The 21,870-nt window shown below is 69.9% G+C and carries 18 protein-coding genes; 8 read left to right on the forward strand and 10 right to left on the reverse strand.

The window, feature by feature from the left end:
- Position 1 precedes the first annotated feature (1 nt).
- Entirely contained in the window at positions 2–733 is a 732-nt protein-coding gene (locus EER30_RS10470; RefSeq protein WP_240669928.1) for a Fic family protein, read from the reverse strand.
- A 214-nt stretch (positions 734–947) separates the two neighbouring features.
- Between EER30_RS10470 and acs the strand changes: the two genes are divergently transcribed.
- The 3 genes from acs (at position 948) to EER30_RS10485 (ending at position 4,570) form a co-directional block, all read left to right on the forward strand.
- Positions 948–2,933 (forward strand): acetate--CoA ligase, encoded by a 1,986-nt coding sequence (gene acs, locus EER30_RS10475; RefSeq protein WP_127500121.1) that lies wholly within the window; start codon positions 948–950, stop codon positions 2,931–2,933.
- Positions 2,934–3,052: 119 nt separating this feature from the next.
- Complete coding sequence (locus tag EER30_RS10480) at positions 3,053–3,577, forward strand: hypothetical protein (protein ID WP_127500122.1); 525 nt, start codon at positions 3,053–3,055, stop codon at positions 3,575–3,577.
- A 69-nt stretch (positions 3,578–3,646) separates the two neighbouring features.
- On the forward strand, positions 3,647–4,570 hold the full coding sequence (locus tag EER30_RS10485; protein ID WP_127500123.1) for an alpha/beta fold hydrolase: 924 nt from the start codon (positions 3,647–3,649) through the stop codon (positions 4,568–4,570).
- On the opposite strand, the gene EER30_RS10490 is transcribed toward EER30_RS10485, so the two are convergent.
- The 4 genes from EER30_RS10490 to EER30_RS10510 form a co-directional block, all read right to left on the reverse strand.
- Positions 4,571–4,936, reverse strand: a complete 366-nt coding sequence (locus tag EER30_RS10490) for a hypothetical protein (protein ID WP_127500124.1) — start codon at positions 4,934–4,936, stop codon at positions 4,571–4,573.
- Entirely contained in the window at positions 4,933–7,833 is a 2,901-nt protein-coding gene (locus EER30_RS48535; protein ID WP_240669929.1) for an SseB family protein, read from the reverse strand. Before EER30_RS48535 ends, EER30_RS10490 begins: the two co-directional genes overlap by 4 nt.
- A 328-nt stretch (positions 7,834–8,161) precedes the next feature.
- Positions 8,162–8,458, reverse strand: coding sequence for a WXG100 family type VII secretion target (locus EER30_RS10505; RefSeq protein ID WP_127500125.1), 297 nt, complete (start codon positions 8,456–8,458; stop codon positions 8,162–8,164).
- 17 nt (positions 8,459–8,475) lie between these two features.
- Positions 8,476–8,805 (reverse strand): WXG100 family type VII secretion target, encoded by a 330-nt coding sequence (locus tag EER30_RS10510; RefSeq protein WP_349290859.1) that lies wholly within the window; start codon positions 8,803–8,805, stop codon positions 8,476–8,478.
- A gap of 284 nt (positions 8,806–9,089) precedes the next feature.
- Between EER30_RS10510 and eccE the strand changes: the two genes are divergently transcribed.
- From eccE to rarD, 3 genes are all read left to right on the forward strand, one after another.
- Positions 9,090–10,943 (forward strand): type VII secretion protein EccE, encoded by a 1,854-nt coding sequence (gene eccE / locus EER30_RS10515; protein WP_127500126.1) that lies wholly within the window; start codon positions 9,090–9,092, stop codon positions 10,941–10,943.
- A 93-nt stretch (positions 10,944–11,036) separates the two neighbouring features.
- Positions 11,037–11,417, forward strand: coding sequence for a phage holin family protein (locus tag EER30_RS10520; protein ID WP_127500127.1), 381 nt, complete (start codon positions 11,037–11,039; stop codon positions 11,415–11,417).
- Between the two features lie 184 nt (positions 11,418–11,601).
- Complete coding sequence (gene rarD / locus EER30_RS10525; protein ID WP_127500128.1) at positions 11,602–12,540, forward strand: EamA family transporter RarD; 939 nt, start codon at positions 11,602–11,604, stop codon at positions 12,538–12,540.
- A 15-nt stretch (positions 12,541–12,555) separates the two neighbouring features.
- Here the strand turns inward: rarD and EER30_RS10530 are convergent, their stop codons facing one another.
- Both EER30_RS10530 and EER30_RS10535 read right to left on the reverse strand, forming a co-directional pair.
- Positions 12,556–13,272, reverse strand: a complete 717-nt coding sequence (locus EER30_RS10530) for an anti-sigma factor family protein (RefSeq protein WP_127500129.1) — start codon at positions 13,270–13,272, stop codon at positions 12,556–12,558.
- Positions 13,273–13,360: 88 nt separating this feature from the next.
- Positions 13,361–14,155, reverse strand: coding sequence for an IclR family transcriptional regulator (locus EER30_RS10535; protein WP_127500130.1), 795 nt, complete (start codon positions 14,153–14,155; stop codon positions 13,361–13,363).
- Positions 14,156–14,308: 153 nt separating this feature from the next.
- On the opposite strand from EER30_RS10535, the gene EER30_RS10540 reads away from it, so the two are divergent.
- Positions 14,309–15,481: an MFS transporter gene (locus tag EER30_RS10540; protein ID WP_127500131.1), complete on the forward strand. Its 1,173-nt coding sequence runs from the start codon at positions 14,309–14,311 to the stop codon at positions 15,479–15,481.
- 268 nt (positions 15,482–15,749) lie between these two features.
- Positions 15,750–16,733, forward strand: coding sequence for a polyprenyl synthetase family protein (locus EER30_RS10545; RefSeq protein WP_432417530.1), 984 nt, complete (start codon positions 15,750–15,752; stop codon positions 16,731–16,733).
- A 69-nt stretch (positions 16,734–16,802) separates the two neighbouring features.
- Here EER30_RS10545 and nuoN read toward each other — a convergent pair whose 3' ends face one another.
- The 3 genes from nuoN to nuoL form a co-directional block, all read right to left on the reverse strand.
- Positions 16,803–18,335: an NADH-quinone oxidoreductase subunit NuoN gene (gene nuoN, locus EER30_RS10550; protein ID WP_127500133.1), complete on the reverse strand. Its 1,533-nt coding sequence runs from the start codon at positions 18,333–18,335 to the stop codon at positions 16,803–16,805.
- A 2-nt stretch (positions 18,336–18,337) separates the two neighbouring features.
- Complete coding sequence (locus tag EER30_RS10555; protein WP_127500134.1) at positions 18,338–19,882, reverse strand: NADH-quinone oxidoreductase subunit M; 1,545 nt, start codon at positions 19,880–19,882, stop codon at positions 18,338–18,340.
- A gap of 63 nt (positions 19,883–19,945) precedes the next feature.
- Entirely contained in the window at positions 19,946–21,868 is a 1,923-nt protein-coding gene (gene nuoL / locus EER30_RS10560) for an NADH-quinone oxidoreductase subunit L (RefSeq protein WP_127500135.1), read from the reverse strand.
- Positions 21,869–21,870 lie beyond the last annotated feature (2 nt).

A 21,870-nucleotide genomic window follows, 5' to 3' on the forward strand; every position in this document is an offset into this window, starting at 1 on the left:
GTCATACTGATGCCAGCACATTGTCGCCGATCGCGGTTATCTCGTCGGCCGCGAGGGTCACCGCGGCAGCGTAGTGACGCAGCCAGGAGCGCACGCCGTCGGGGGTTCCGGTGGCGTAGGCACCCGCCGAACCGACGTATTCCGGCTCGCGCGCCTGGTGCCCCACCTCGATCGCGACCAGGCCGCGAGGGTCGAACCCGCGGCTGATCAGCGTCAGCCGCGCGGCGGCCCGGGCCACCACACCGGCCGGGCCCGCGAACGGGCGCAGGGTGAGCAGTTCGGCGTGCACGACGGCGGCGAGCAACAGAGGAGGCGTCCGGTCGTTGCCCGCGACCAGGGCGGCGAGCATGTCGACCCGCTCGGCGCCCGAGGTGAGCCGGCCCAGGTCGACCGCGGGAACGGCACCCCGGGCCGCGAGGACGTGCAGCTTGGCGAGCACCTGACGAGGAGCTCGCGGCCAGAGGTCGACCAGCCCGCCGACGCCCTCGGCGACTCGCAGCGCGCCCTGCACCACGGGATCAGTGACCGTTCCGGACCGTACGTCGTCAAGGTCGTGAACGCTGCCCTCGAGCGCGGCGCTGGCCACGGCCGCGCGCAGGCTGGCCTCGGCGGCGACCTGACCACCGTGCCTGCGCAGCGCGCGGTGTCGCATCGCGGCGTCGACACGATCACGCGCCTCGGTGAGCGCGGGCGCGACATCGGCAAGGTCGAGAAGAGGGGCCAGGGGATCCACGGGAACACCGTATCCGGTAATCCTTCAGAAACTCGGGATGCGCAAACGGGCTCACAACTGGCAAGATTCGCGCAGTACCAAGCAACTCTTGGTCACCCAGCGCGGCCACGACGCCATCCGGCGCGCAGAGCCGCGCAACCCGTCGCCGGCATTCACCGGCGCCACTAGTGTGCAACGAAGAAGCCCGGGTCAGCAGTGAAGAGGAGCCGCCCTCATGAGCGAGACATTGGCGAACCTGTCGTCGGAGAGCCGGCAGTTCCCACCGCCCGAAGCGCTTGCCGCGGCCGCCAACGTGAAGGCGGACGCGTACGAGGAGGCGGCCGCCGACCGCCTCGCCTTCTGGGCCACCCAGGCCGACCGGCTCGACTGGGCCAAGAAGTGGGACCAGACTCTCGACTGGTCGAACCCGCCGTTCGCGAAGTGGTTCGTCAACGGTGAGCTGAACGTCGCCTACAACTGCGTCGACCGGCACGTCGAGGCCGGCCGCGGTGACCGGGTCGCCATCCACTGGGAGGGCGAGCCCGGCGACACCCGCACCATCACCTACGCCGAGCTGCTCAAGCTGGTCAGCCAGGCCGCCAACACGCTCACCGACCTGGGCGTCGGCGCCGGCGACCGGGTCGCCATCTACCTGCCGATGATCCCCGAGGCGGCGGTCGCGATGCTGGCCTGCGCCCGCGTCGGTGCGACGCACAGCGTCGTCTTCGGCGGCTTCTCGGTGCAGGCGCTGTCGACCCGCATCCAGGACGCCGACGCCAAGCTGGTCATCACGGCCGACGGCGGCTATCGGCGCGGCAAGCCGTCGGCGCTCAAGCCCACGGTCGACGAGGCCGTCGCGCAGTGCCCGAGCATCGAGAACGTGCTCGTCGTACGCCGCACCGGGCAGGACGTCGCGTGGAACGACAAGGACAAGTGGTGGCACGAGACGGTCGAGCAGGCCGGCACCGAGCACAAGGCGCAGCCATTCGACGCCGAGCACCCGCTGTTCATCCTCTACACCTCGGGCACCACCGGTAAGCCGAAGGGCATCCTGCACACCACCGGTGGCTATCTGACCCAGGTGTCGTACACGCACAACGCGGTCTTCGACCTCAAGCCCGAGTCCGATGTGTACTGGTGCACGGCCGACATCGGCTGGGTGACCGGACACTCCTACATCGTCTACGGCCCGCTTTCCAACGGCGCCACCCAGGTGATGTACGAGGGCACGCCGGACACCCCCGGCCGCGACCGGTTCTGGCAGATCGTCGACAAGTACAAGGTCTCGATCCTCTACACCGCGCCCACCCTCATCCGCACGATGATGAAATGGGGCGACGACATCCCCGCCGGCTACGACCTGTCGTCGCTGCGCATCCTCGGCAGCGTCGGTGAGCCGATCAACCCCGAGGCGTGGATGTGGTACCGCGAGAACATCGGCCGTGAGCGCTGTCCCGTCGTGGACACCTGGTGGCAGACCGAGACCGGCGGCATCATGATCTCGCCGCTGCCCGGCGTGACGGCCACCAAGCCCGGCTCGGCGATGACCCCGCTGCCCGGCATCACCGCCGACGTGGTCGACGACCAGGCCCAGTCCGTGCCGAACGGCGGCGGTGGCTTCCTGGTGCTGCGCGACCCGTGGCCGTCGATGCTCCGCACGATCTGGGGCGACGACCAGCGGTTCCTCGACACCTACTGGTCACGCTTCGGTGCGGGCGCCGGCTCGGGCGACGACTGGATCTACTTCGCCGGCGACGGCTCCAAGAAGGACGAGGACGGCGCTCTCTGGCTGCTCGGCCGCGTCGACGACGTCATGCTGGTCTCGGGCCACAACATCTCGACCACCGAGGTCGAGTCGGCGCTGGTCTCGCACCCTTCGGTGGCCGAGGCGGCGGTGGTCGGCGCGACCGACCCGACGACCGGTCAGGCGATTGTGGCGTTCGTGATCCCGCGCGGCAACGTGGAGACCGAGGGTGACATCGGCGAGCAGCTCAACGTCGACCTGCGCAACCACGTGGCCAAGACGCTCGGCCCGATCGCCAAGCCCCGGCAGATCATGCTCGTGCCCGAGCTGCCGAAGACCCGCTCCGGCAAGATCATGCGCCGGCTGCTCAAGGACGTAGCCGAGAACCGCTCCCTGGGCGACGTCACCACCCTGCAGGACTCGGCGGTGATGGACCTCATCTCGGCCGGCATGCAGACGGGCAAGTCCGAGGACTGACCAGACTCGGCGCGGCGTCCGGGAATGCCTCCGGACGCCGCCCCCCGAGCCGGAGCTGAAACCGTTACGCTTTGCCGCCGCGGTCCCGCACGACCGCGAGGTTCGGTCACGGGGGTCTCATGGTCAAGCTCAAATACATCGCGGGCACGGCGGGCGCGCTGTCGCTGGCTCTGCTGCTGGTCGGCGGTTGTGCCCGCGACCGGGGCGACGAGCGGTCCGGCTCGGCGAGCCTGCCCACCGCGTCCGCTCCGGTCCCCATCGACGGTTCGACCGTCAACCCGGGCACCGATCCGGGCACGCCGGGAATCCCTCCGCCCGCTTCGACCACCGGCCCGGACTCCGGCGGCGGCTACCAGGACCCAGGCGCGCCTCAGCCGACGCCGAGCCGCCCGGCGAACATAACGGCTCCGAAGGTCCCGCCGCGCATCGGCTGGACCACCGCGACTGTCACGTCCGGCGGCTCCGGGCCCTGCTACAAGCTCAAGAGCTCCGACGGCGAGACGTGGGCGGTCTACTCCAAGAAGTCGATTCCGATGGGCGAAGGCGACAAGGTGCGGGCTCGCATCACCCCCGGCAAGACGGCTGTGAGCTGCGGCACCGGCAAGCCGGGAACCCTGGTACGCGTCTTGATCGACCCCCGCTGACCCGTCGACCGCGGCCCGATGGCAGCCGCCGGGCGCACCGCGTCGACCCGAACGCCTAGTCTTGAGGACATGGGCGGTCGGGTTGACGAGTCGTGTGTGCTGGTGGACGGGCCGTGGACCCATCGCTTCGTCGGCGCGAACGGCAGCCGTTTCCACGTGGTCGAGGCCGGCACCGGCCCCCTGGTGCTCTTCCTGCACGGCTTCCCCGAGTTCTGGTGGGCGTGGCACGAGATGCTGCCGCGCATCGCCGACGCCGGTTTCCGGGCCGTCGCGATCGACCTGCGCGGCTACGGGGCCAGCGACAAGCCGCCGCGCGGCTACGACGGCTACACGATGGCGGCCGACGTCACCGGCCTGATCCGGGCGCTCGGCGAGCGCAACGCGACGATCGTCGGGGCGGGCGCGGGCGGCATGATCGGCTGGGCCGCCGCGTCGTTCCACCCCAAGCTGGTCAACCGGCTGGTCGTGCTCGGCGCGGCCCACCCGCTGCGGTTGCGCGCGGCCCTCTTCGCCGACCCCCGTGGTCAGTTCACCGCCTCGGCCAACGCACTGCGCTTCCAGGTGCCGCGTTACGAACACGTGCTCACCCGCGACGACGCGGCACTCGTGGGCGAGCTGATGACCCGCTGGACCAGCCCACGCTGGCGGGAGACGCCCGACTTCGACGACTACGTGGCTCGCTGCCGTGCGGCGATCCAGATCCCGCAGGCGGCGTTCTGCGCGCTGGAGGCATACCGCTGGGCGTTTCGCAGCACGATAAGGCTGCAGGGCTATCGGTTCGTCAAGCTGATGCAGAAGCCGCTCGTCACGCCCACCCTGCAACTGCACGGCGAGCTCGACACCGCCACGCTGCCGCGCACGGCCCAGGGTTCCGGTCGTTACGTGCTCGCGCCGTACGAATGGCGGCTGATCCCGGACACCGGGCACTTCTTGCACCAGGAAGCCGGCGACGTGGTCACCGGCGAAGTGCTGCGGTGGCTCAAGACCAACTGATCAGATGCGCTGTTCCTGCAGGTCGCTGACCTCGTGCAGCGGCGCCCAGCCCTGGTAGACCCCGAAGTCGAATTCCTCGAGGCCGAGCTGGCGGGCGATCGGGGCACGGCCGCCGGTGTATTCGACGCGCAGCCAGGCGTTGGCCTCGCCGAGCACGATGAACGGCGCGCCCCGCCACGTGCAGGTGGTGCGCACGTAGATGAGCTCGTCGTACTCCTGCGGGGTCAGCACCCGCGCGTAACGACCGGGCCGGATCTCGTCGAAGCCGTCCGCCGGATCCATGCGGTAGATCCGGACGTTGTCGCCGTCGGGCGCGGCGTCGTACTCCCGGCCCTGCCAGGCGACCACGTAACCGTCACGCATCACTGCTCACCCACCCGGCGCCAGAGCGGTCCGTCGTTGTCGAAGATGGCGACCATGCGCTCGTGGCCGTCGGCGTCGATGCGCCACAGCTGAGCACCGTGCGGCAGCCGCACACTGTCCACCTTGAACTCCGCGATCACGTCACGACCCTCGCCGGGCGCGAAACCGTTGCCACGGAACGGCGGACGCTCGATCACCCAGCCGTCCATCGCCTTCAGCGCCTGCTCGTTCTGGCCGCCGTAAGGGATGCGGTAGAGGCTCGGACGATAGGCCGGCCACCTCAGAACGTACGCCTCCTTGGCGTCGACCTGGTGCAACGAGCCGTCGTAACTCAGGCCCAGAGCACCCAGGAGCTCGGTCGGCGTACGAAGGTGCTCGACCTCGGTCGCGCGGTGCACGAAACCGGCCACCCGGTCGTAGCCCCGCTCGAGGTAGTAGTCGACCTGCTCGGGCGGGATCGTCTTCTGCATGACCGTCGCGTGCTGCGCGTCGTCGCTGGCGGGCTCGGGTGCGGGCACCGGGGCGACGTCGTCGAGCGGGCCGTCCGGGTCGAGGCCCAGACCGGACTCGGCAGCCCAGCTCGCCAGCGCGATCACCTGCGGGCCGGGGTATTTCGCGCCGATCGGTCCACCCGGGTTCACCGCGAACGACCAGGCCGGGTCGGGCCAGTTGCGGATCAGCTCATAGAACCGGACACCCACCGTGCGAGTCGGCTCGGAGTAGTGCTCGGCCAGCCTGTCCTTGCTGGTGAAGACGATGAGGAAGTTCTCGCCGTCCATGTGTTCGGTGCGGAAGGCGAACCCCGACTCGCCGGGCGAGCTGCCCGGGCGGGAGTGGTTGGCCACGGGGACGAGAACGGTCGCGAGCAGCAACGTCGACAGGAACGCGTCGGTGCTGTGACCGCCGGCGGCGTCGAACAGGTCGCGCTCGACCTCGTTGGCCGGGGAGAACGCCACCGCGGGCGGGGCCGGCGGCTGAGGAGGTGCCGGCGGCGGAACCACGCCGCCTCCGCGCGCCTCGAACGACGGCTGCGCGCCGAGACGGGCCGGACGGTCACTGCCGGGCGAGCCCGGGATTACCGGCGGAGCCATCGGCGGCTGCGCGGCGGCGGCCTCGGACCTCGCCTGGTCGGACTTCGTCTGGAACGCCGGGAACGACGTCATGCCGGGCCGCTCGGCCGGCGACGCGGCCTGACGACGCGGGAGCGGGGTGCCGAAGCCGGGGACAGGCTCGGACGCCCGGGACGGCAGAGGCGGGACCGGCGGGGCCGGAGGCGCCGAGATGGGCGGCAGCGCCGCCGGAATCGCGCGCTGTGCCGCGGCCGCCTGCGGCGAGGCCGGACCCTGCGGGAAGCCGGCCGGACGCTGCAGCTCGTCGGCGGGCCGGCGGCGGGGCAACTCGTTGAGCAGGTTGGGGTTCGACCCGGACGGGCTGGCCCAGTTCGGGTTGAACGGGGTCTCTTCCGGGTCCTGCGGCGTGATGTGCTCGGGCACCGGCGGGGTCTGCGCCATGGGGGTGCGGATCGGCAACGGGCCGGTCGGGTCCTGCAGGGGGCCGCGCGGGTCGTCGTCGCGACCCGCGTGCGGGCGGGAAGCCGCGGCGCTGGGCGTGCGCACCGGAAGGCCGTTGGGCAGCCCGGAGCCGGCCGACCGGACGGGGAGACCGCCTGGGCCGGGCGGCTGGGAACCCGGAGCCGGCGACTGAGGAGCCGCCGGCTGGCCGAAACCGCCGGGGCGCGCCGGAGGATAGGCAGGAGCGGCGGGCGGGCTGGCCGGCTGACCGTAGGCGGGTGGCTGGCCATAAGCGGCCGGCTGGCCGTACGCCGGGGGTGCGCTCGCGGGCCTGCCGTACGGCGCGGGTGGTGCGCTCGCCGGGCGGGCGGCGGCCGGAGGAGCACTCGCCGGGCGGGCGGCCAGAGGCGGGGCACTCACCGGCGGAGCCTTTTCGAGTGCGGGCGCCGGTGTGCGAGTCGGCAGGGTGTCAGTCGGAGGCTGCCCGGGTTGATGGGCGTAGGCGCCGCCATAGGTGTTCGCGGCGGCCTGCCCGTAGGCGGCTGGCGCTCCGGACGCCACAGCGCCCGTTTGACCATAGGAAGCGGCACTCTGCTGACCATAGGCAGCCGGAGCGGCCGGGCTCTGCTGCCCATAAGCCGCCGGAGCAGCCGGGGCGGCCGGGCTCTGCTGGCCATAAGCCGCCGGAGCAGCCGGGGCGGCCGGGCTCTGCTGGCCGAAGGAGGCCGGACTCTGCTGCCCGTAGCCCGCCGGCGCAGCCTGGCTGTAGGCGCTGGGAGCACCTTGGCCGTAGCCGCTGGGAGCGCCGCTCGTCTGCTGCCCGAACGTGCCGGACGGATATTGCGGGTAGGCCCCCGTCGCCGAGGTGAGCGGGCCGTCCTCGTGGGTCGGGCCGCCGGGGCGGGCCCCCTGCGAGGCGGCGGCCGCCATCGCGGCGGCCTGGAGGTCTTGCATCTTGCCGGGGCCCGTCTTGGCCTCGGCACGACCGGGTCCACGCGTCGGCAGCCTCAGGTCACCGCGCGAGAGCTGCGCGACGAACCAGGCCGGCAGATAGCCCTCGATCGGCAGGCCGGGGTTGACCGCCAGCCACCACTCGAGGTTGGGCCAGGTGTTGGCAAGTTCCGCATAGGGCACTCGCCGAGCCGAGCCGGTGTAATCGGCCAGACACGACTGCAGCGCCGCCGTCGACGTAAAGGCCAGCACATGCGTGCGGCCACCTGTGCTCCACGTCCCCCAGCCGAGCGGGGCAAGCCCCGCCAAGGCATCGGCGGAGACAGGCAGCAGCAGGTCAACGCCAGAGAGAATACGGAAATAGGACTCCTGGTCGTCGGTGCGCAACGCATCGCGCATCGCAACCTCGGCGTCCGTAGCCGGCTCCCACTCGGACACGTCCACCTCTCCCCACCGCGCGACGAGGCCATCTCAACGCGTACAACCTACAAGGTCAGGCTGCGATCACAATGGGCGGCAGTCGACAGACGTGCTAGCGGGATGTACGAAGCCCTACGTAGGCGCCCGAAAGCTCTCCGAAGCGCCGTTTCGGTTGCGTGAAGCGATCAATCAACAACCGATCGTAGCGGTATTGGCCGTACGAACCAGTGCGCATTCGAGGGACAGTAAGTTTCGCAAGAACGGACTAAACGGACGTCCGGGAACACAGCGAGACGGCCGGCGACAGTCACCAGACTGCCCCGACCGCCTCGGACGATGCGGCGCCCTATTGGAATCGCTGCGTGGCCTGCTTCTCGGTGCTGATGTAGTCGGCCACCGAGTGGTCGACGGCGCCCTTGATGTTCTGCAGGATGCTCTGCAGATCTTGTGAGGCGGCGCGCCACGTCGCCTGGCGCTGCTGATAGGCCTGTTGCGCTTCGCCGTCCCACGTCGTCACCAGCGGGGCGGCATCGCGCTCGAGCTGGTCGAGCTGCGACTGCAGCGCGCTGACCGCTTTCTGGATATCGGCACTCGCCTGCTGGAGGGCGCCGAAGTTGACGAGAAGCACTCCGTCGTTGGGCATGTCTTCGTCCTCCCCCGTCAGAGCGGCAGCTGGAAGTTGCCACCGGTGCCGGACACCCGGCTGGCAGCGTCGATGTCGGTCGTGTCGTAGCTCTTGCCGGACTGCCGGATCGACTCGGAAGTCTGGCCGAGAGCCGAGTTGAGCTTCTTGAGGTCGGCCGCGTATTGAACCTTGACCTGCTCGAAGGCGTTCGCGCCGAGGCCCTTCCACGTGGTGCTCAAGGTGGACAGCTCGGACATGAGCGTGCTCAACATCGTCTGCAGCGACTCGTTGGCCTGGTCGAACTTCGCGGCGGTACTCGCCATCACCGCGGATTCAGCCTGCGTCTGGGCCACCCCGGACGTCACCCCGCTCTCTCGTTCGGTTCGCCGACCCTGCCTTGATCCTCGAGTGGACGGGCGTTGAACTCATGCCCTCGACAAATCGACGACGGTCACCCTGACCAGCAGGCCGTGAGCAACCGATTACTCTTTCAGGACGTAGCCGACCGTAGCGAAGACCGTCAAGTTTCGATACCTCGGCATCGGGGCCTGTGGATAACTCCGGTTGTCCACAGGGCACCCCGAGGGGTGTCCCCGGCCCATACGATGGGCCTCGCACGAGGAAAGACGCGGGCGAGAGGTGGTGTGCCGTGACAGTCGGAGTGGCAGACAGCCGGGCCCGACGCGATCTCACCGGCCCGGCGAAACCATCACCCAAGGTCATCAACGGCCCCCTCCGACGTGGACGGTTGTTCGGCCTCCGGGTCGGCCAGCTTGTCGCCACCCAGGTCGCGGTGGTGGCGCTCGCGGTCGGCGCGGTCAACGGTCCGGTCGGCTTTCTCGCGGGCGCCGTCGTGGCCCTGGCCGTTCTCGCGCTCACCTGGCTGCGCGTGCGCCGGCGCTGGGCCTTCGAGTGGCTCGGGGTCGGCCTGCGCTTCGGCGGCCGCCGCCACTCCGCCGGGGCCGATGCGGGTCCGGCCGCGCTGCTCCGGTTCCTCGCCCCCGGCGCCCGCGTCGAGCAGATCGACCTGGCCGGCGATCCGGCCGCCGTCCTCGTCGACGGCTATGGCGTCACCGCCGTGCTCGAGCTGGGCGACCCGGCCGGCCTGCTCGCCGAGGACGCTCCGGCCGTCCCCTCACCGGCGAGCCTGCTGCCCTCCGCTGAGGCCGAGGTGCCACCGGTCCTGATCCAGCTCCTGCTGACGGGTGCGCCCGCCCCCTCGCTGCGGGCGGGCGCCGGCACGCCGGCCAACTCCTACCGTCAGCTCACCGAGGGCCGCCTGCTCGGCCACAGCCGGGCCCTGCTGGCCGTGCGCGTGCTGCGCGCCGAGGGCTGGTCCGAGCCTGAGCTTCGCCGCGCGTTGGCCGGCCTGACACGCAAACTGGTGAGACGCCTGTCCGCGGTCGGGGCCCACCCGCTCGGCGAGGCGGCCGCGCTGCGGGTCGTCGCCGAGCTCGCGCACGACGGGGGCGTCGGCTCGGCTCAGGAATCGTGGTCCAGCCTGCGGGTCGGGGGCCTCGCCCAGTCGACGTTCCGGCTGCGGCGCTGGCCCGACCTGCGGGTCGAGACCTCCCGGCGCCTGCTGTCGCGCCTGCTCACGCTGCCCGCCGCCGCGACGACAGTGTCGCTCACGGCCGGTCCGCAAGCCGCGCACGGGCCCACCCCGCTCGACGTGACGATCCGCCTGGCCGCACCCGAGCCGGCCACCCTGGCGACCGCCGCCCAGGCGCTGCGCAAGCTGCTGTCGGCCGAGCGGGCCGCCGCTCAGCGCCTCGACGGCGAACACCTGCACGGCCTCTTCGCCACCCTTCCCCTCGGCGGCCGCCCGAGCGCTCTCCCGGGCGTCGCCGCCGACGGCGTGCAGCCCGCCGAGCGACTGGAGGGCCTGCATCTTCAGATCGGCGCGTCGGGCCTGATGCTGGGCCGCAACCGGCAGGGCAACCCCGTGGTCATTCGATTGTTCCGCCCCGAGCAGACGCGGGCCCTGGTGATCGGTGGCGTCCGCTGCGCCCAGCTCGTCTGCCTGCGAGCGATGGCGCTCGGCGCCCGCGTGGTCGTCCAGACCGCACGGCCCCGGGCGTGGGAGCCGTTCGTTCGTGGCGCGGCCGTCCCCGGCGAGTCGATCGCGGTCGTCCCGCCCGGTCGCGCCATCGAGATCGTCCCCGGGTCGGCCCTGCACCCGATCCTGCTCGTGGTCGACATCGGCCCGGTCGGCGCTGACAGCCGCGCCGGCGACGGCTGGCAGACCACCTTGATCGTCCGCGACGAGTTCGCGGCCGCCGACGTCGACGTGGCATCCCGCGCCGACCTGCTGATCCTGCAGCCCCTGCGCCCTGAGGAGGCCACCCTGATCGGCGGCGCCCTGGGCCTGGGTGAGGTCGCCCAGTGGATGACCAGGATCCGTCCCGACATGGTCGGCGTCGTCAACCGGCGCGCGGTCCGGTGGGCCGCCCTGGCCCACACCCCCATCGAGACCCAGTTGATCGGCCCGCCCGGCCGCTAACTGCGCGATATGTCCGGCTTTCCGGCAACGACATCGACAAAGCCTGCGTGTGTCGCGACCGGCATTCGCATGATCGTGGCACCATTCGGGGCCATGGGCCTCATCATCCGGCTTCTGATCACCGCGTTCTCGTTGTGGCTGGCCACCGTACTGATCGACGGGATCGAGCTCACCACCGACTCCGTGTCGGAGCAGATCATCACGTTGCTGATCGTCGCGGTCATCTTCGGCGTCATCAACGCGGTGCTACGGCCGATCATCAAGGTCGTGGGCTGCGGGCTTTACGTGCTCACGCTCGGGCTGATCGCGCTGATCGTGAACGGCGCGCTCTTCCTGCTGACCAGCTGGGTCGCCGACCAGTTCGACCTCCCGTTCCACGTCGACAACTTCTGGCCGAGCGCCGTCCTGGGCGCCCTGCTCGTCGGCGTCGTGAGCTGGCTGCTCAACATGCTCGTCCCCGACAGCAACGACTGACCCGATCGGGCGCGGTACCGAACGCGCCACCGAACCCGCTACGCAGCGCCCGCCGTCCCGTACGGCGGGCGCCTTCGCGTGCCGTGCCATCGTGAGCTGAGACTGTCGTCGTGAGCTGAGACTGTCGTCGTGAGCTGAGACATAGGCAAGGACCGAAGCGTCGCCGAGCCCTTACGGTGTCGGTATGAGCGACGAGCGGCGTGGATATCTTTACGGCCTCGCCGCGTACGTGATGTGGGGCTTTTTCCCGATTTACTTCAAACACCTGCAGCCCGCGTCCCCGCCCGAGATCCTCGCCCACCGAGTGATCTGGTCGGTCGTCTTCGTCAGCCTGCTGCTCGCGGCCGTGCGCAACTGGAGCTTCCTAAAACGCCTCGCGCGCAGCCCGAAGCTCCTCGCCGGCATCTCGCTGGCCGCGCTGCTGATCGCCGTGAACTGGGGAACCTACATCTACGGCGTCAACTCGTCGCGGGTCGTCGAGACGGCGCTCGGTTACTTCATCACGCCGTTGGTCCTCGTGCTGCTCGGCGTCACCGTGCAGCGCGAGCGGCTGCGCGGGCTTCAGTGGGCCGCCGTCGCGGTCGGGACGATCGCCGTCGCCGTGCTGACCATCGATTACGGCCACCTGCCGTACATCGCCCTGATCCTCGCGGCCAGCTTCGGCACCTACAGCCTCCTCAAGAAGCGCATGTCGTTGCCGCCCGCCGAGGGGCTCTTCGTCGAGTCCTCCGTGCTGGCGCTGCCCGCCCTGGCCTACGTCGGGTGGCTCACCGCTTCCGGCGGCGCCGAGTTCGGCCACGTGTCGGCCCGGCACACCGTGCTCATGATTCTTTCCGGGCTGGCCACCGCGCTGCCGCTGCTGCTCTTCGCGGGCGCGGCCAACCGGGTGCCGATGGTCGGCATCGGGATCCTGCAGTACGTCGCGCCGATCCTGCAGCTCGCGGTCGGGCTGCTGATCTATCACGAGCCGATGCCGCCGGCCCGGCTCGCCGGTTTCGGGCTCGTCTGGGTCGCGCTGATCATCTTCACGGTCGACGCCCTGCGCCGCCGCCCCGGAAAGAACAGGACGATGGCCGACCCGACGGCCGCCACCGTCGAGCCGGCCACCATGCCACCCCGCTGACCCGGAATCAGAGGATCAGGGGACGTCGTAGGCGAGCAGCACCTTTCCGTCGTACCGCACCAGTTCGAGGCGGGACAGGCTGCCCGGGCCGAAGTGGGTGACGCCGGGCATCGCGAACTCCGCACCGGGCGCCGCCTGCCACGAGCCGAGTTGTTCCTTCTGCTCGTCGGGGCCGTAGGCGATCAGGCGGAACGTGTAGGGGCTCGACGCCGCACGGCTGAACGAGCAGAGCAGGTCGACCTTGGTGCCGCCGGCCGCGCTGGTCAGCCGAACCGAAGCCGACACCGGCGACGAACTCTGCACCGCGGTCATCGCCACGGCGGGCCCGGCCGGCGGGGCGGCGGGAGCGCTGTCGCGGGTCCAGGCGAAGACGCCCACCCCGAGAAGCGCCACGAGCACCGCCGCGGCCGCGGTGCTCACGACCCGTACGCGAAAGGTCTTTGTCTTCTTGCGCCTCTTGGCCTCGGGCGCGAGCGTCGCCCACTCGCTGGTCGCCCAGTCACGCAGCGAGGCGCCGGGATGACCCTCGCCGCTCGTCAACGTCGGGTCGAGCAGCTTCGCGAATTCCTTGGCGTCGAGGCGGGACAGCACGTCGGGCAGGGCCGAGAGGTCGGCGACCGCCTCGCGGCAGAAGGAGCAGGTCGCCAGATGACTCTCGTAAGCCGCCCGCTCCGCCGGCGACAAGGCGCCCAGCACATAAGCCCCGTCGTCGTGCTCGTGCTCGCAGTGCACCCCGTCACCACCCTCCGCTGATCTCCCGTTGCACCCTGTCTTACGGGCGAGGAGAACGAGAGGTTCAACGGAGTCTTAGGCGCCCTCGTCAGGCCGTGGCCGACTCGCCCGCGGACAGCGCTTCGGCCACATTGCGGGCAGCCGCGGTCAGCTTGGCCCGCACGACGCGCGCTGACGTGAGCATCTCGGCGGCGGGCAACGCGCACGCCAGCACCAGTCGTCGTTCGATGTCGCGGTCGGCGATGACCAGCACCGAGGCACAGGCCAGGCCCTGCCGGAACTGGCCCATCTCGAGCTGCATGCCGCGTCGTTCACCGGCGGCCAGGTCGGCCTCGAGCGCCTCGGGGGTGATCAGAGTGGCCTGGGTGAATGCCCGCATGCCGTAGTCGCGCAGGTAGCGGGCGCGCTGATCGGGGGTGAGCGTGGCGAGCAGGGCCTTGCCGAGCGCGGTGGCGTGCCCGCCCTCGTCGAAGCCGGGCGACATGTCGTCGATGAACGGCGAGCGGGCGCCCTCGGCCGACGCGGTCACCGCTATGCGTCCGCCGACGAAACGGCCTAGGTAGTGGCTGTAGCCGCTGTCGAGCGCGGCACGGCGCAGCGCCTCACCGACCGCCGGCGGACCGCGGAAGGCGGAGACCAGCTCCCGATAGCGGTCCGCGATCTCCAGACCCACGATGTACGTGCCGTCCTCGCGGCGGATCACGTAACCCTCGTAAGCCAGGGTGCGCACCAGGTGATACGTCGTCGCGACGGTCAGCTCACATCGCCGCGCGATCTGTTTCACGGTCAGTCCGCGGGGTGCCCGGCCGACCGATTCGAGCACGCGTAGGGCGCGTGACACGCTCCGAATCAGGTCGGACGGCTCCGCCAGGGGGTCGCGCACAGCTACCTCCGACGCCAGGGACTTACACCATATGAATAATCTTCCTCCGAGGGAATGCCAAAAGCATGTGGATCACGATCGATTTACACGAGCCGTGTGGTCATTAGCACTCAGCGCGCTCGGATGCATTCTGGGCGGCTTAGTCTGCGGGGGATGATCTCCCCCTCGTCGAACGCGCCCACCACGCCCTTACGGGCATCGATCGGTGCCCTGACGACGACGATCGCGGTCAGCGTCCCCGTCTTCCTCGTCGGCGGCCTCGCCGTGCAGATCGGCGACGAACTCGGCTTCTCCCCCGCCGGGCTCGGTCTCGCGGTGTCGGCCTACTTCGGGGTCAGCGCCCTCGCGTCCGTCCCGGCCGGTTTCCTCGTCGAACGCTACGGCGCGACCCTGATCTCCCGCGCCGGCATCGGCCTCGCATCCCTGTCGTTGCTCGGCGTAGCGGCCTTCGCCAATACACTGTGGAGTCTCATCGCGATCCTGGCGCTCGGTGCCGGCGCCAACTCGATGGGGCAACTGGCGAGCAACACCTCGCTCTCGCGGCACGTGCCACCGCGCCGGCAGGGCCTCTCCTTCGGCATCAAGCAGGCCGCGATCCCGGTGGCCACCCTGCTGTCCGGCATCGCGGTGCCGACCGTCGCGCTGACTCTGGGCTGGCGGTGGGCCTTCGTCTTCGTCTCGGTGCTCGCCGCGGCCGCCCTCCTGCTCGTCCCGAACGAACCGGAGAGGCCCCCGAAGAAAACGTCGAACGGCGCGAAACAGGCCACCGGTGCCCTGATCGTCGTCGGTGTCGGCGCGACCCTCGCGGCCGGCTCGGCCAACGCCCTCGGCACGTTCCTCGTCGACGCGTCGGTAGCTCGCGGTATCTCCCCGGGCCCGGCCGGCCTGGCGCTCACGCTCGGTGGCGCTGTCTGCGTGGCCTCCCGCGTCCTCGGCGGCTGGCTCGCCGACCGCCGGCCCGACCGCTCGATCACGATGATCTCGGGCCTGCTCCTGGCCGGCGCGGCCGGCTTGGCCCTGCTGGCCGTGCCCGGCGGGCTGCCGCTGATCACCGGCGTCGTCCTCGGCTTCGGGTTCGGCTGGGCCTGGCCCGGCCTGATGAACTTCGCCGTGGTGCGCCTGCACCCCCAGGCGCCGGCCGCCGCCACCTCCATCACCCAGACCGGCGTCTATGCGGGCGGCTGCCTCGGCCCGCTGACCCTGGGCACCCTGGCCTCGGCCACCAGTTATCCGACGATGTGGGTGGTCGCCGCCGTCGCGATGCTCGCCTCGGCCGCCGCGATGCTCCTCGGCAGCCACCTGCTGCGCGCCCACGCCACCGCCTAGCCACTTCCGCAGGGCCGAATGACGGCGTTCGGAGAGCGTAAGAGAACAGGCCCGCCCGGAACGGGTGCAGGGAGAGTGAGGGAACGCCTGGCGGGACTGCTGGGCGAGAACAAGTCACGACGCGTACGTCTGGGGTTTCGGGGTTGGGCTTCGGGTGTGCCAGATGTCGCCGGATCTTGAAAATGATCTTGTGGGCGTGACCCCTGGGGCCGTGCTTGTCGGACCCATGTGGCATCGTGAAAGCGTGGTGAGCACCGGTGACTTGACGCTGTCGTCGCTCGGCCTCGACATCGATCCCTCGGTCGATGCGTCGGTGTCGGCGACGCTGGCCGCCGTGGAGGAGGCGCTGCGTGCCAACGTGGCCAGCGCCGACCCGCTGGTGGCCGAGGCTGCCCGGCATCTCGCCGATGCGGGCGGCAAGAGATTCCGTCCGATGCTCGTGGCGCTCGGCGCCCAGTTCGGCGACCCACGCTCGCCCGAGATCATCGCGGCCGCCAACGTGGTCGAGCTGACCCACCTGGCGACTCTCTATCACGACGACGTCATGGACGAGGCGCCCGTGCGGCGCGGCGCGCCCAGTGCGAACTCGCGCTGGGGCAACTCGGTGGCGATCCTCGTGGGCGACTACCTCTTCGCCCAGGCGGCCGACCTGGCCGCCTCGCTCGGTCCCGAGGCTGTGCGGCTGCAGGCCCGCACCTTCGCGCGGCTGGTGCACGGCCAGATCGCCGAGACGGTCGGCCCGCGCGGCGACGACCCGATCGAGCACCACCTTCAGGTCATCACCGAGAAGACGGCCTCGCTGATCGCCACCTCAGCGCGTTTCGGCGGGCTCTTCTCCGGCGCCCCGGCCGAGATCGTCGAGGCCCTGGCCAACTACGGCGAGACGATCGGCATCGCGTTCCAGCTCTCCGACGACCTGCTCGACATCGCCTCCGAGTCGGTGCAGTCGGGCAAGACGCCCGGCACCGACCTGCGCGAGGGTGTGCCGACGCTGCCGGTGCTCTACGCACTGGCCGGCGACGACACCGACCCCCGGCTGCGTGAGCTGCTCACCCTCGGTCCGCTGGTCGACGACGACCTGCACGCCGAGGCGCTCACCCTGCTGCGCGAGTCGGCCGCGATGAAGCGGGCCCGCGAGACCGTGCGCAGCTATGCCGAGGAGTCCCGCAGCGCCCTGGCGCCACTGCCCGACGGCGACGCCAAGCGTGCGCTCGAGGCACTCTGCGACTTCATCGCCGACCGCACAGGCTGAGCCGACCGCACAGGCTGATCAGCGAACGAGAAAGGGCCCCGGGAAACCAGGGCCCTTTCGCTGTGGAAATCAGCGGACGAACTGCGCCGCATCCCTGGTCAGATCGATCAGAGGCGCGGGCACGACGCCCAGCGCGAACGTGGCGGCCACCCCGATCACCAGCGCGGCCGAGGTCATGAACCCCGGGATCGACACCGTCGGCGTCGACTCGCCCGGCTCGGAGAGCCATAGCAGCACGACCACCCGCAGGTAGGGGAAGGCCAGCAGCATGCTGGTGATCACGCCGAACACCACGAGCCAGGTCTGCCCGCCCTCGATCGCCGCCCCGAAGACCGCGAACTTGCTGGTGAAGCCGCTGGTCAGTGGGATGCCGGCGAAGGCCAGCAGGATGAACGTGAACGCCGCGGCGAACAACGGGCTCTTGCGGCCCAGACCGGCCCACCGGGCGAGGTGGGTCGCCTCCCCGTCGGCGTCGCGCACCAGGGTCACGATGCCGAAGGCGGCGAGGACCGAGAAGCCGTACGCCACCAGGTAGAACATCGTGCTGCTGAGGCCCTCCTCGTTCAGCGCGAGGACGCCGACCAGCAGGTAGCCCGCGTTCGCGACCGACGAGTAGGCCAGCAGGCGCTTCATATCGGTCTGCGTGATCGCGAGGACCGCGCCGACGAGCATGGTCAGCACCGCGATCGTGCCGAGCACCGGCTGGAAGTCCCAGCGCACCCCGTCGAAGGCCACGTAGAGGATACGCAGCAGCGCCCCGAACGCGGCAACCTTGGTGCAGGCGGCCATGAGTGCGGTGATCGGCGTCGGTGCACCCTGGTAGACGTCCGGCGTCCACACGTGGAACGGGGCGAGCGCCGCCTTGAAGAGCAGGCCGATCGCGATCAGGGCCAGACCGCCGTAGAGCAGCACCTGGCTGCGCTGCGGGTTGGCCACCGCCTCGTGCACGTCGCTCAGCTTGATCCCGCCCGCGAAGCCGTAGAGCAGGGCCACGCCGAAGAGGAAGAAGGCCGAGGCGTACGAGCCCAGCAGGAAGTACTTGAGAGCGGCCTCCTGGCTGAGCAGGCGACGCCGCCGGGCGAGCGCACACAGCAGGTAGAGCGGCAGCGAGAAGACCTCGAGCGCGACGAACATGGTCAGCAGGTCGTTCGCGGCGACGAAGAGCAGCATGCCGCCGAGCGCGAAGATGGTCAGCGGGTAGACCTCGGTCGCGCCGGACTGGTCGCCGGCCTGCTTGAGGTCCTTCTGTGAACCGACCGTGATCGCGGCCTGCGAGACGAACGGGCCGCCCCGCTCGATCGAGCGCTCGGCGATCAGCATCAGCGAGACCGCGCCGAGCACCAGCAGAGCGCCCTGCAGGAAGACCGTCGGGCCGTCGATGGCGACCGCGCCGCCGATCGTGATCTTGCGGGTGTTGTGCTGCACGATCACCGCGACGAACGCCGCCGCGATCGCCCCGAACGCGAGCGTCACCTGGACCACGTTGCGCGACCGGCGAGGCGTGAACACCTCGACCAGGATGCCGACGCAGGCCGCCCCGAAGAGGATCAGCATCGGCAACAGCGCGCCGTAGTCGATGCTGGGCAGTTGAAGGTCTCCCATGGCTAGCGCGCCACCCTTTCGTTAGCGACGACCGCCGTCGGGCCCGGATCCTGCACGCCGACGTCCTGCATGGTCGCCTGCACCGCCGGGTTGATCACGTCGGTGACCGGCTTGGGATAGAAGCCGAGCAGGATGATCAGCAGGATCAGCGGAGCCACCACGACCTTCTCGCGAAGCGTGATGTCCTTGCGCATCTCCGGCACCTCGGTGAGGGCCGGGTTGAGAGTGCCCTGCGTGGTGCGCTGCACCATCCAGAGCACGTAGGCGGCGGCCAGGATGATGCCGCCCGTCGCCACCACGGCGTAGGCCGGGTGCACGGTGAAGGTGCCGATCAGCACGAGGAACTCGCTGATGAACGGCGCCGTGCCGGGCAGCGCCAGCGACGCCAGACCGGCGAAGAAGAACACCCCGGCCAGGACCGGGACGAGCTTGCCGGCCCCGCCGAAGTCGCTGATCAGGTTGGAGCCGCGCCGGGCGACGAACATGCCGACCACGATGAACAGCAGGCCGGTTGCGAGCCCGTGGTTCACCATGTAGAGCACCGAGCCAGTGCCGGCCTGGCTGGTGAAGGCGAAGATGCCGATGCCGATGAAGCCGAAGTGCGCAATCGACGTGTACGACACCAGGCGCTTGAGGTCGTTCTGGCCGACCGCGAGCAGTGCCGCGTAGATGATGCCGATCACGCCGAGCACCAGCGCCGCCGGGGCGAACCAGCGCGACGCCTCCGGGAACAGCGGGAGGCAGTAGCGCAGGATCCCGAACGTGCCGACCTTGTCCATCACGCCGACGAGCAGGGCGGCCGCGCCCGCGGGGGCCGCGCCACCGGCGTCCGGCAGCCAGGTGTGGAACGGGAAGAACGGCGCCTTGATCGCGAACGCGACGAAGAACCCGAGGAACAGCCAGCGGGCGGTGTTCTGGTCGATCGAGCCGGCGATCTCGGTGAGCTTGCCGAAGTCGAACGTGTTGCCGCCGACCACCCACAGCCCGATCACGGCGGCCAGCATGAACAGACCGCCGACCAGGCTGTAGAGGAAGAACTTCACCGCCGCGTACTGACGGCGCTGACCGCCGAACGACCCGATGATGAAGTACATCGGGATCAGCATGACCTCGAAGAACACGTAGAACAGGAAGACGTCGGCCGCCGCGAAGACGCCGATCATCGTGAACTCGAAGACCAGCAGCAGCGCGAAGTAGGCCGGGGCGGAGCGCTTGCTCTGCTCGACGTCGTGCCAGGACGCCAGGATCACGACCGGGAACAGGATCGCGATCAGCATGAGCATGACGAGCGCGATGCCGTCGGCGGCGAACGTGAACCGCGCGTCCCAGGACGGGATCCAGGCGTACGACTCGTGGAACTGGAAGCGGTCGCCGCCGGTCTTGAAGGCGATCCACATGACGACGCTGAGGACCAGCACCACCAGCGACCAGCCAAGGGCGACGGTCTTGGCCAGCTCGGACTTCTGCCGCGGGATGAGCGCCACAACGATGGCGCCGACCAACGGCAGAAGCGTCAGGATGGACAGAAACGGGAAATCAGCGAACATTTTTCGGCCTCCCGCCACTGTTCAGTTGCCGAGAAGCGTCACTTCCGGACCGAAAAATATTCGTCACGCCAACCACCCAAGCTGGATCGCGAGGAAGGCACCGACCACGAGGACGGCACCGGTGAGCATGGAGAGGGCGTACGACCGTACGAAGCCGGTCTGCAGCCGCCGGAGACGCCCGGACGTGCCGCCGACGCCGGCCGCGATGCCATTGACCAGCCCGTCGATGCCCTTGTTGTCGAGGTAGACCAGCGCCCGCGTGAGATAGATGCCGGGCCGCTCGAACACCGCCTCGTTGAAGGAGTCGGTGTACAGGTTCTTCCGGGCCGCGGTGACCACCACACCGGCCGGCCGCGGCTCGAGCGCGGTGCCCTTGCGGAACAGCGCCCAGGCCAAGCCCGCGCCGAGGACGGTGAGCACGATGCCGAGAATGTTGATCACCGCGTGCGGCATGACCGCGTGGTGCTCCTCGTGCTCACCGAAGACCGGCGTCAGCCAGTCGGGAATCGTCGTGGCCAGCAGCCAGCCGGCCCCGATCGAGCCGAGGGCGAGCAACATCAAAGGCACAGTCATGATGTACGGCGACTCGTGCGGATGCTTGTTGTCCTCGGTGTACCGCTCCGGCCCGTGGAAGGTCAGCACGAACAGCCGCGTCATGTAGAACGCGGTGAGGCCCGCACCCAGCAGCGCCGCCCAGCCGAAGAGCCAGGCCGTCCAGTCGCCCCGCTCGAACGCGGCCGCGATGATCGGCTCCTTCGAGAAGTAGCCGGACAGCGGTGGGATACCGATGATCGCGAGCCACCCGGCGGCGAACGTCAGCCAGGTCCACTTCATGTATTTGCGCAGGCCCCCGAAGCGCCGGATGTCGACCTGGTCGTGCATGCCGTGCATGACCGAACCGGCGCCGAGGAACATGTTGGCCTTGAAGAAGCCGTGCGCCAGCAGGTGGATGATCGCCAGGGCGTACGCCCCGCCGCCGAGCCCGACGCCCAGGAACATGTAACCGATCTGGCTGACCGTCGACCAGGCCAGAACACGCTTGATGTCGTCCTTGGCCGCGCCGATGATGCAGCCCATCAGCAGCGTGAGCGCGCCGACGCAGACCACGATTGTCTGCAGCGTGGTGTTGGCGGTGAAGATCGCGTTGGAGCGGGCGATCAGGTAGACGCCCGCGGTGACCATCGTCGCCGCGTGGATGAGGGCCGAGACCGGGGTCGGGCCCTCCATCGCGTCGGGCAACCAGGCCTGCAGCGGGAACTGACCCGACTTGCCGGCCGCGCCGAGCAGCAGCAGAAGACCCAGGATCAGTACGGTCGTCGAGCTGAGCGCGCTGACGTTGCCGAAGACCTCGTCGTACTGGGTGGTGCCGAGCGTGGCGAACATCAGGAAGATGCCGATGGCCAGGCCGGCGTCGCCGACCCGGTTCATCAGGAACGCCTTCTTGCCCGCGGTCGCCGCCGACGGCCGGGTGGTCCAGAACGAGATCAGCAGGTAGGAGGCGAGACCGACGCCTTCCCATCCGAAGTAGAGCATCACGTAGTTGTTGCCGAGTACCAGCAGCAACATCGCCGCGACGAAGAGGTTGAAGTAGCCGAAGAACTTCCGCCGGCCCGGGTCGTGCTCCATGTAGCCGACCGCGTAGAGGTGGATCAGCGAGCCGACACCGGTGATCAGCAGGACGAAGACGCCGGCCAGCGGGTCGAACAGCAGCCCGAAATCGACGTGCAGGTTACCGACCGCGATGAAGTCCCACAGGCTCTGCTGCGCCGACCGCGCGCCTTCCTCGAGCCCGCTCAGGCTGATGAAGAAGACCAGCCCGAGTACGAAGGTGGCCGCCACCGAGAGGACGCCGAGCCAGTGCCCCCACTTGTCGGCGCGCTTGCCGAGCAGCAGCAGGATCGCGGCGCTGACCAGCGGAATGGCTACCAAAAGCCAGATTCCGCTCAGCACCCCCGACGCGGGGGCGTACTCCACTGTCTGTTCCACGT

Source organism: Actinoplanes solisilvae (assembly GCF_003999975.1).
Lineage (GTDB): Bacteria > Actinomycetota > Actinomycetes > Mycobacteriales > Micromonosporaceae > Actinoplanes > Actinoplanes solisilvae.

What these genes read in the sequence shown, in the direction of transcription:
- acs (WP_127500121.1), top strand. Translation starts at nt 948, where the DNA reads ATGAGCGAGACATTGGCGAACCTGTCGTCGGAGAGCCGGCAGTTCCCA.
- rarD (WP_127500128.1), top strand. Translation starts at nt 11,602, where the DNA reads ATGAGCGACGAGCGGCGTGGATATCTTTACGGCCTCGCCGCGTACGTG.
- EER30_RS10480 (WP_127500122.1), top strand. Translation starts at nt 3,053, where the DNA reads ATGGTCAAGCTCAAATACATCGCGGGCACGGCGGGCGCGCTGTCGCTG.
- nuoN (WP_127500133.1), bottom strand. Translation starts at nt 18,335, where the DNA reads ATGGGAGACCTTCAACTGCCCAGCATCGACTACGGCGCGCTGTTGCCG.
- EER30_RS10540 (WP_127500131.1), top strand. Translation starts at nt 14,309, where the DNA reads ATGATCTCCCCCTCGTCGAACGCGCCCACCACGCCCTTACGGGCATCG.
- EER30_RS10555 (WP_127500134.1), bottom strand. Translation starts at nt 19,882, where the DNA reads ATGTTCGCTGATTTCCCGTTTCTGTCCATCCTGACGCTTCTGCCGTTG.
- EER30_RS10505 (WP_127500125.1), bottom strand. Translation starts at nt 8,458, where the DNA reads ATGCCCAACGACGGAGTGCTTCTCGTCAACTTCGGCGCCCTCCAGCAG.
- EER30_RS10485 (WP_127500123.1), top strand. Translation starts at nt 3,647, where the DNA reads ATGGGCGGTCGGGTTGACGAGTCGTGTGTGCTGGTGGACGGGCCGTGG.
- EER30_RS10520 (WP_127500127.1), top strand. Translation starts at nt 11,037, where the DNA reads ATGGGCCTCATCATCCGGCTTCTGATCACCGCGTTCTCGTTGTGGCTG.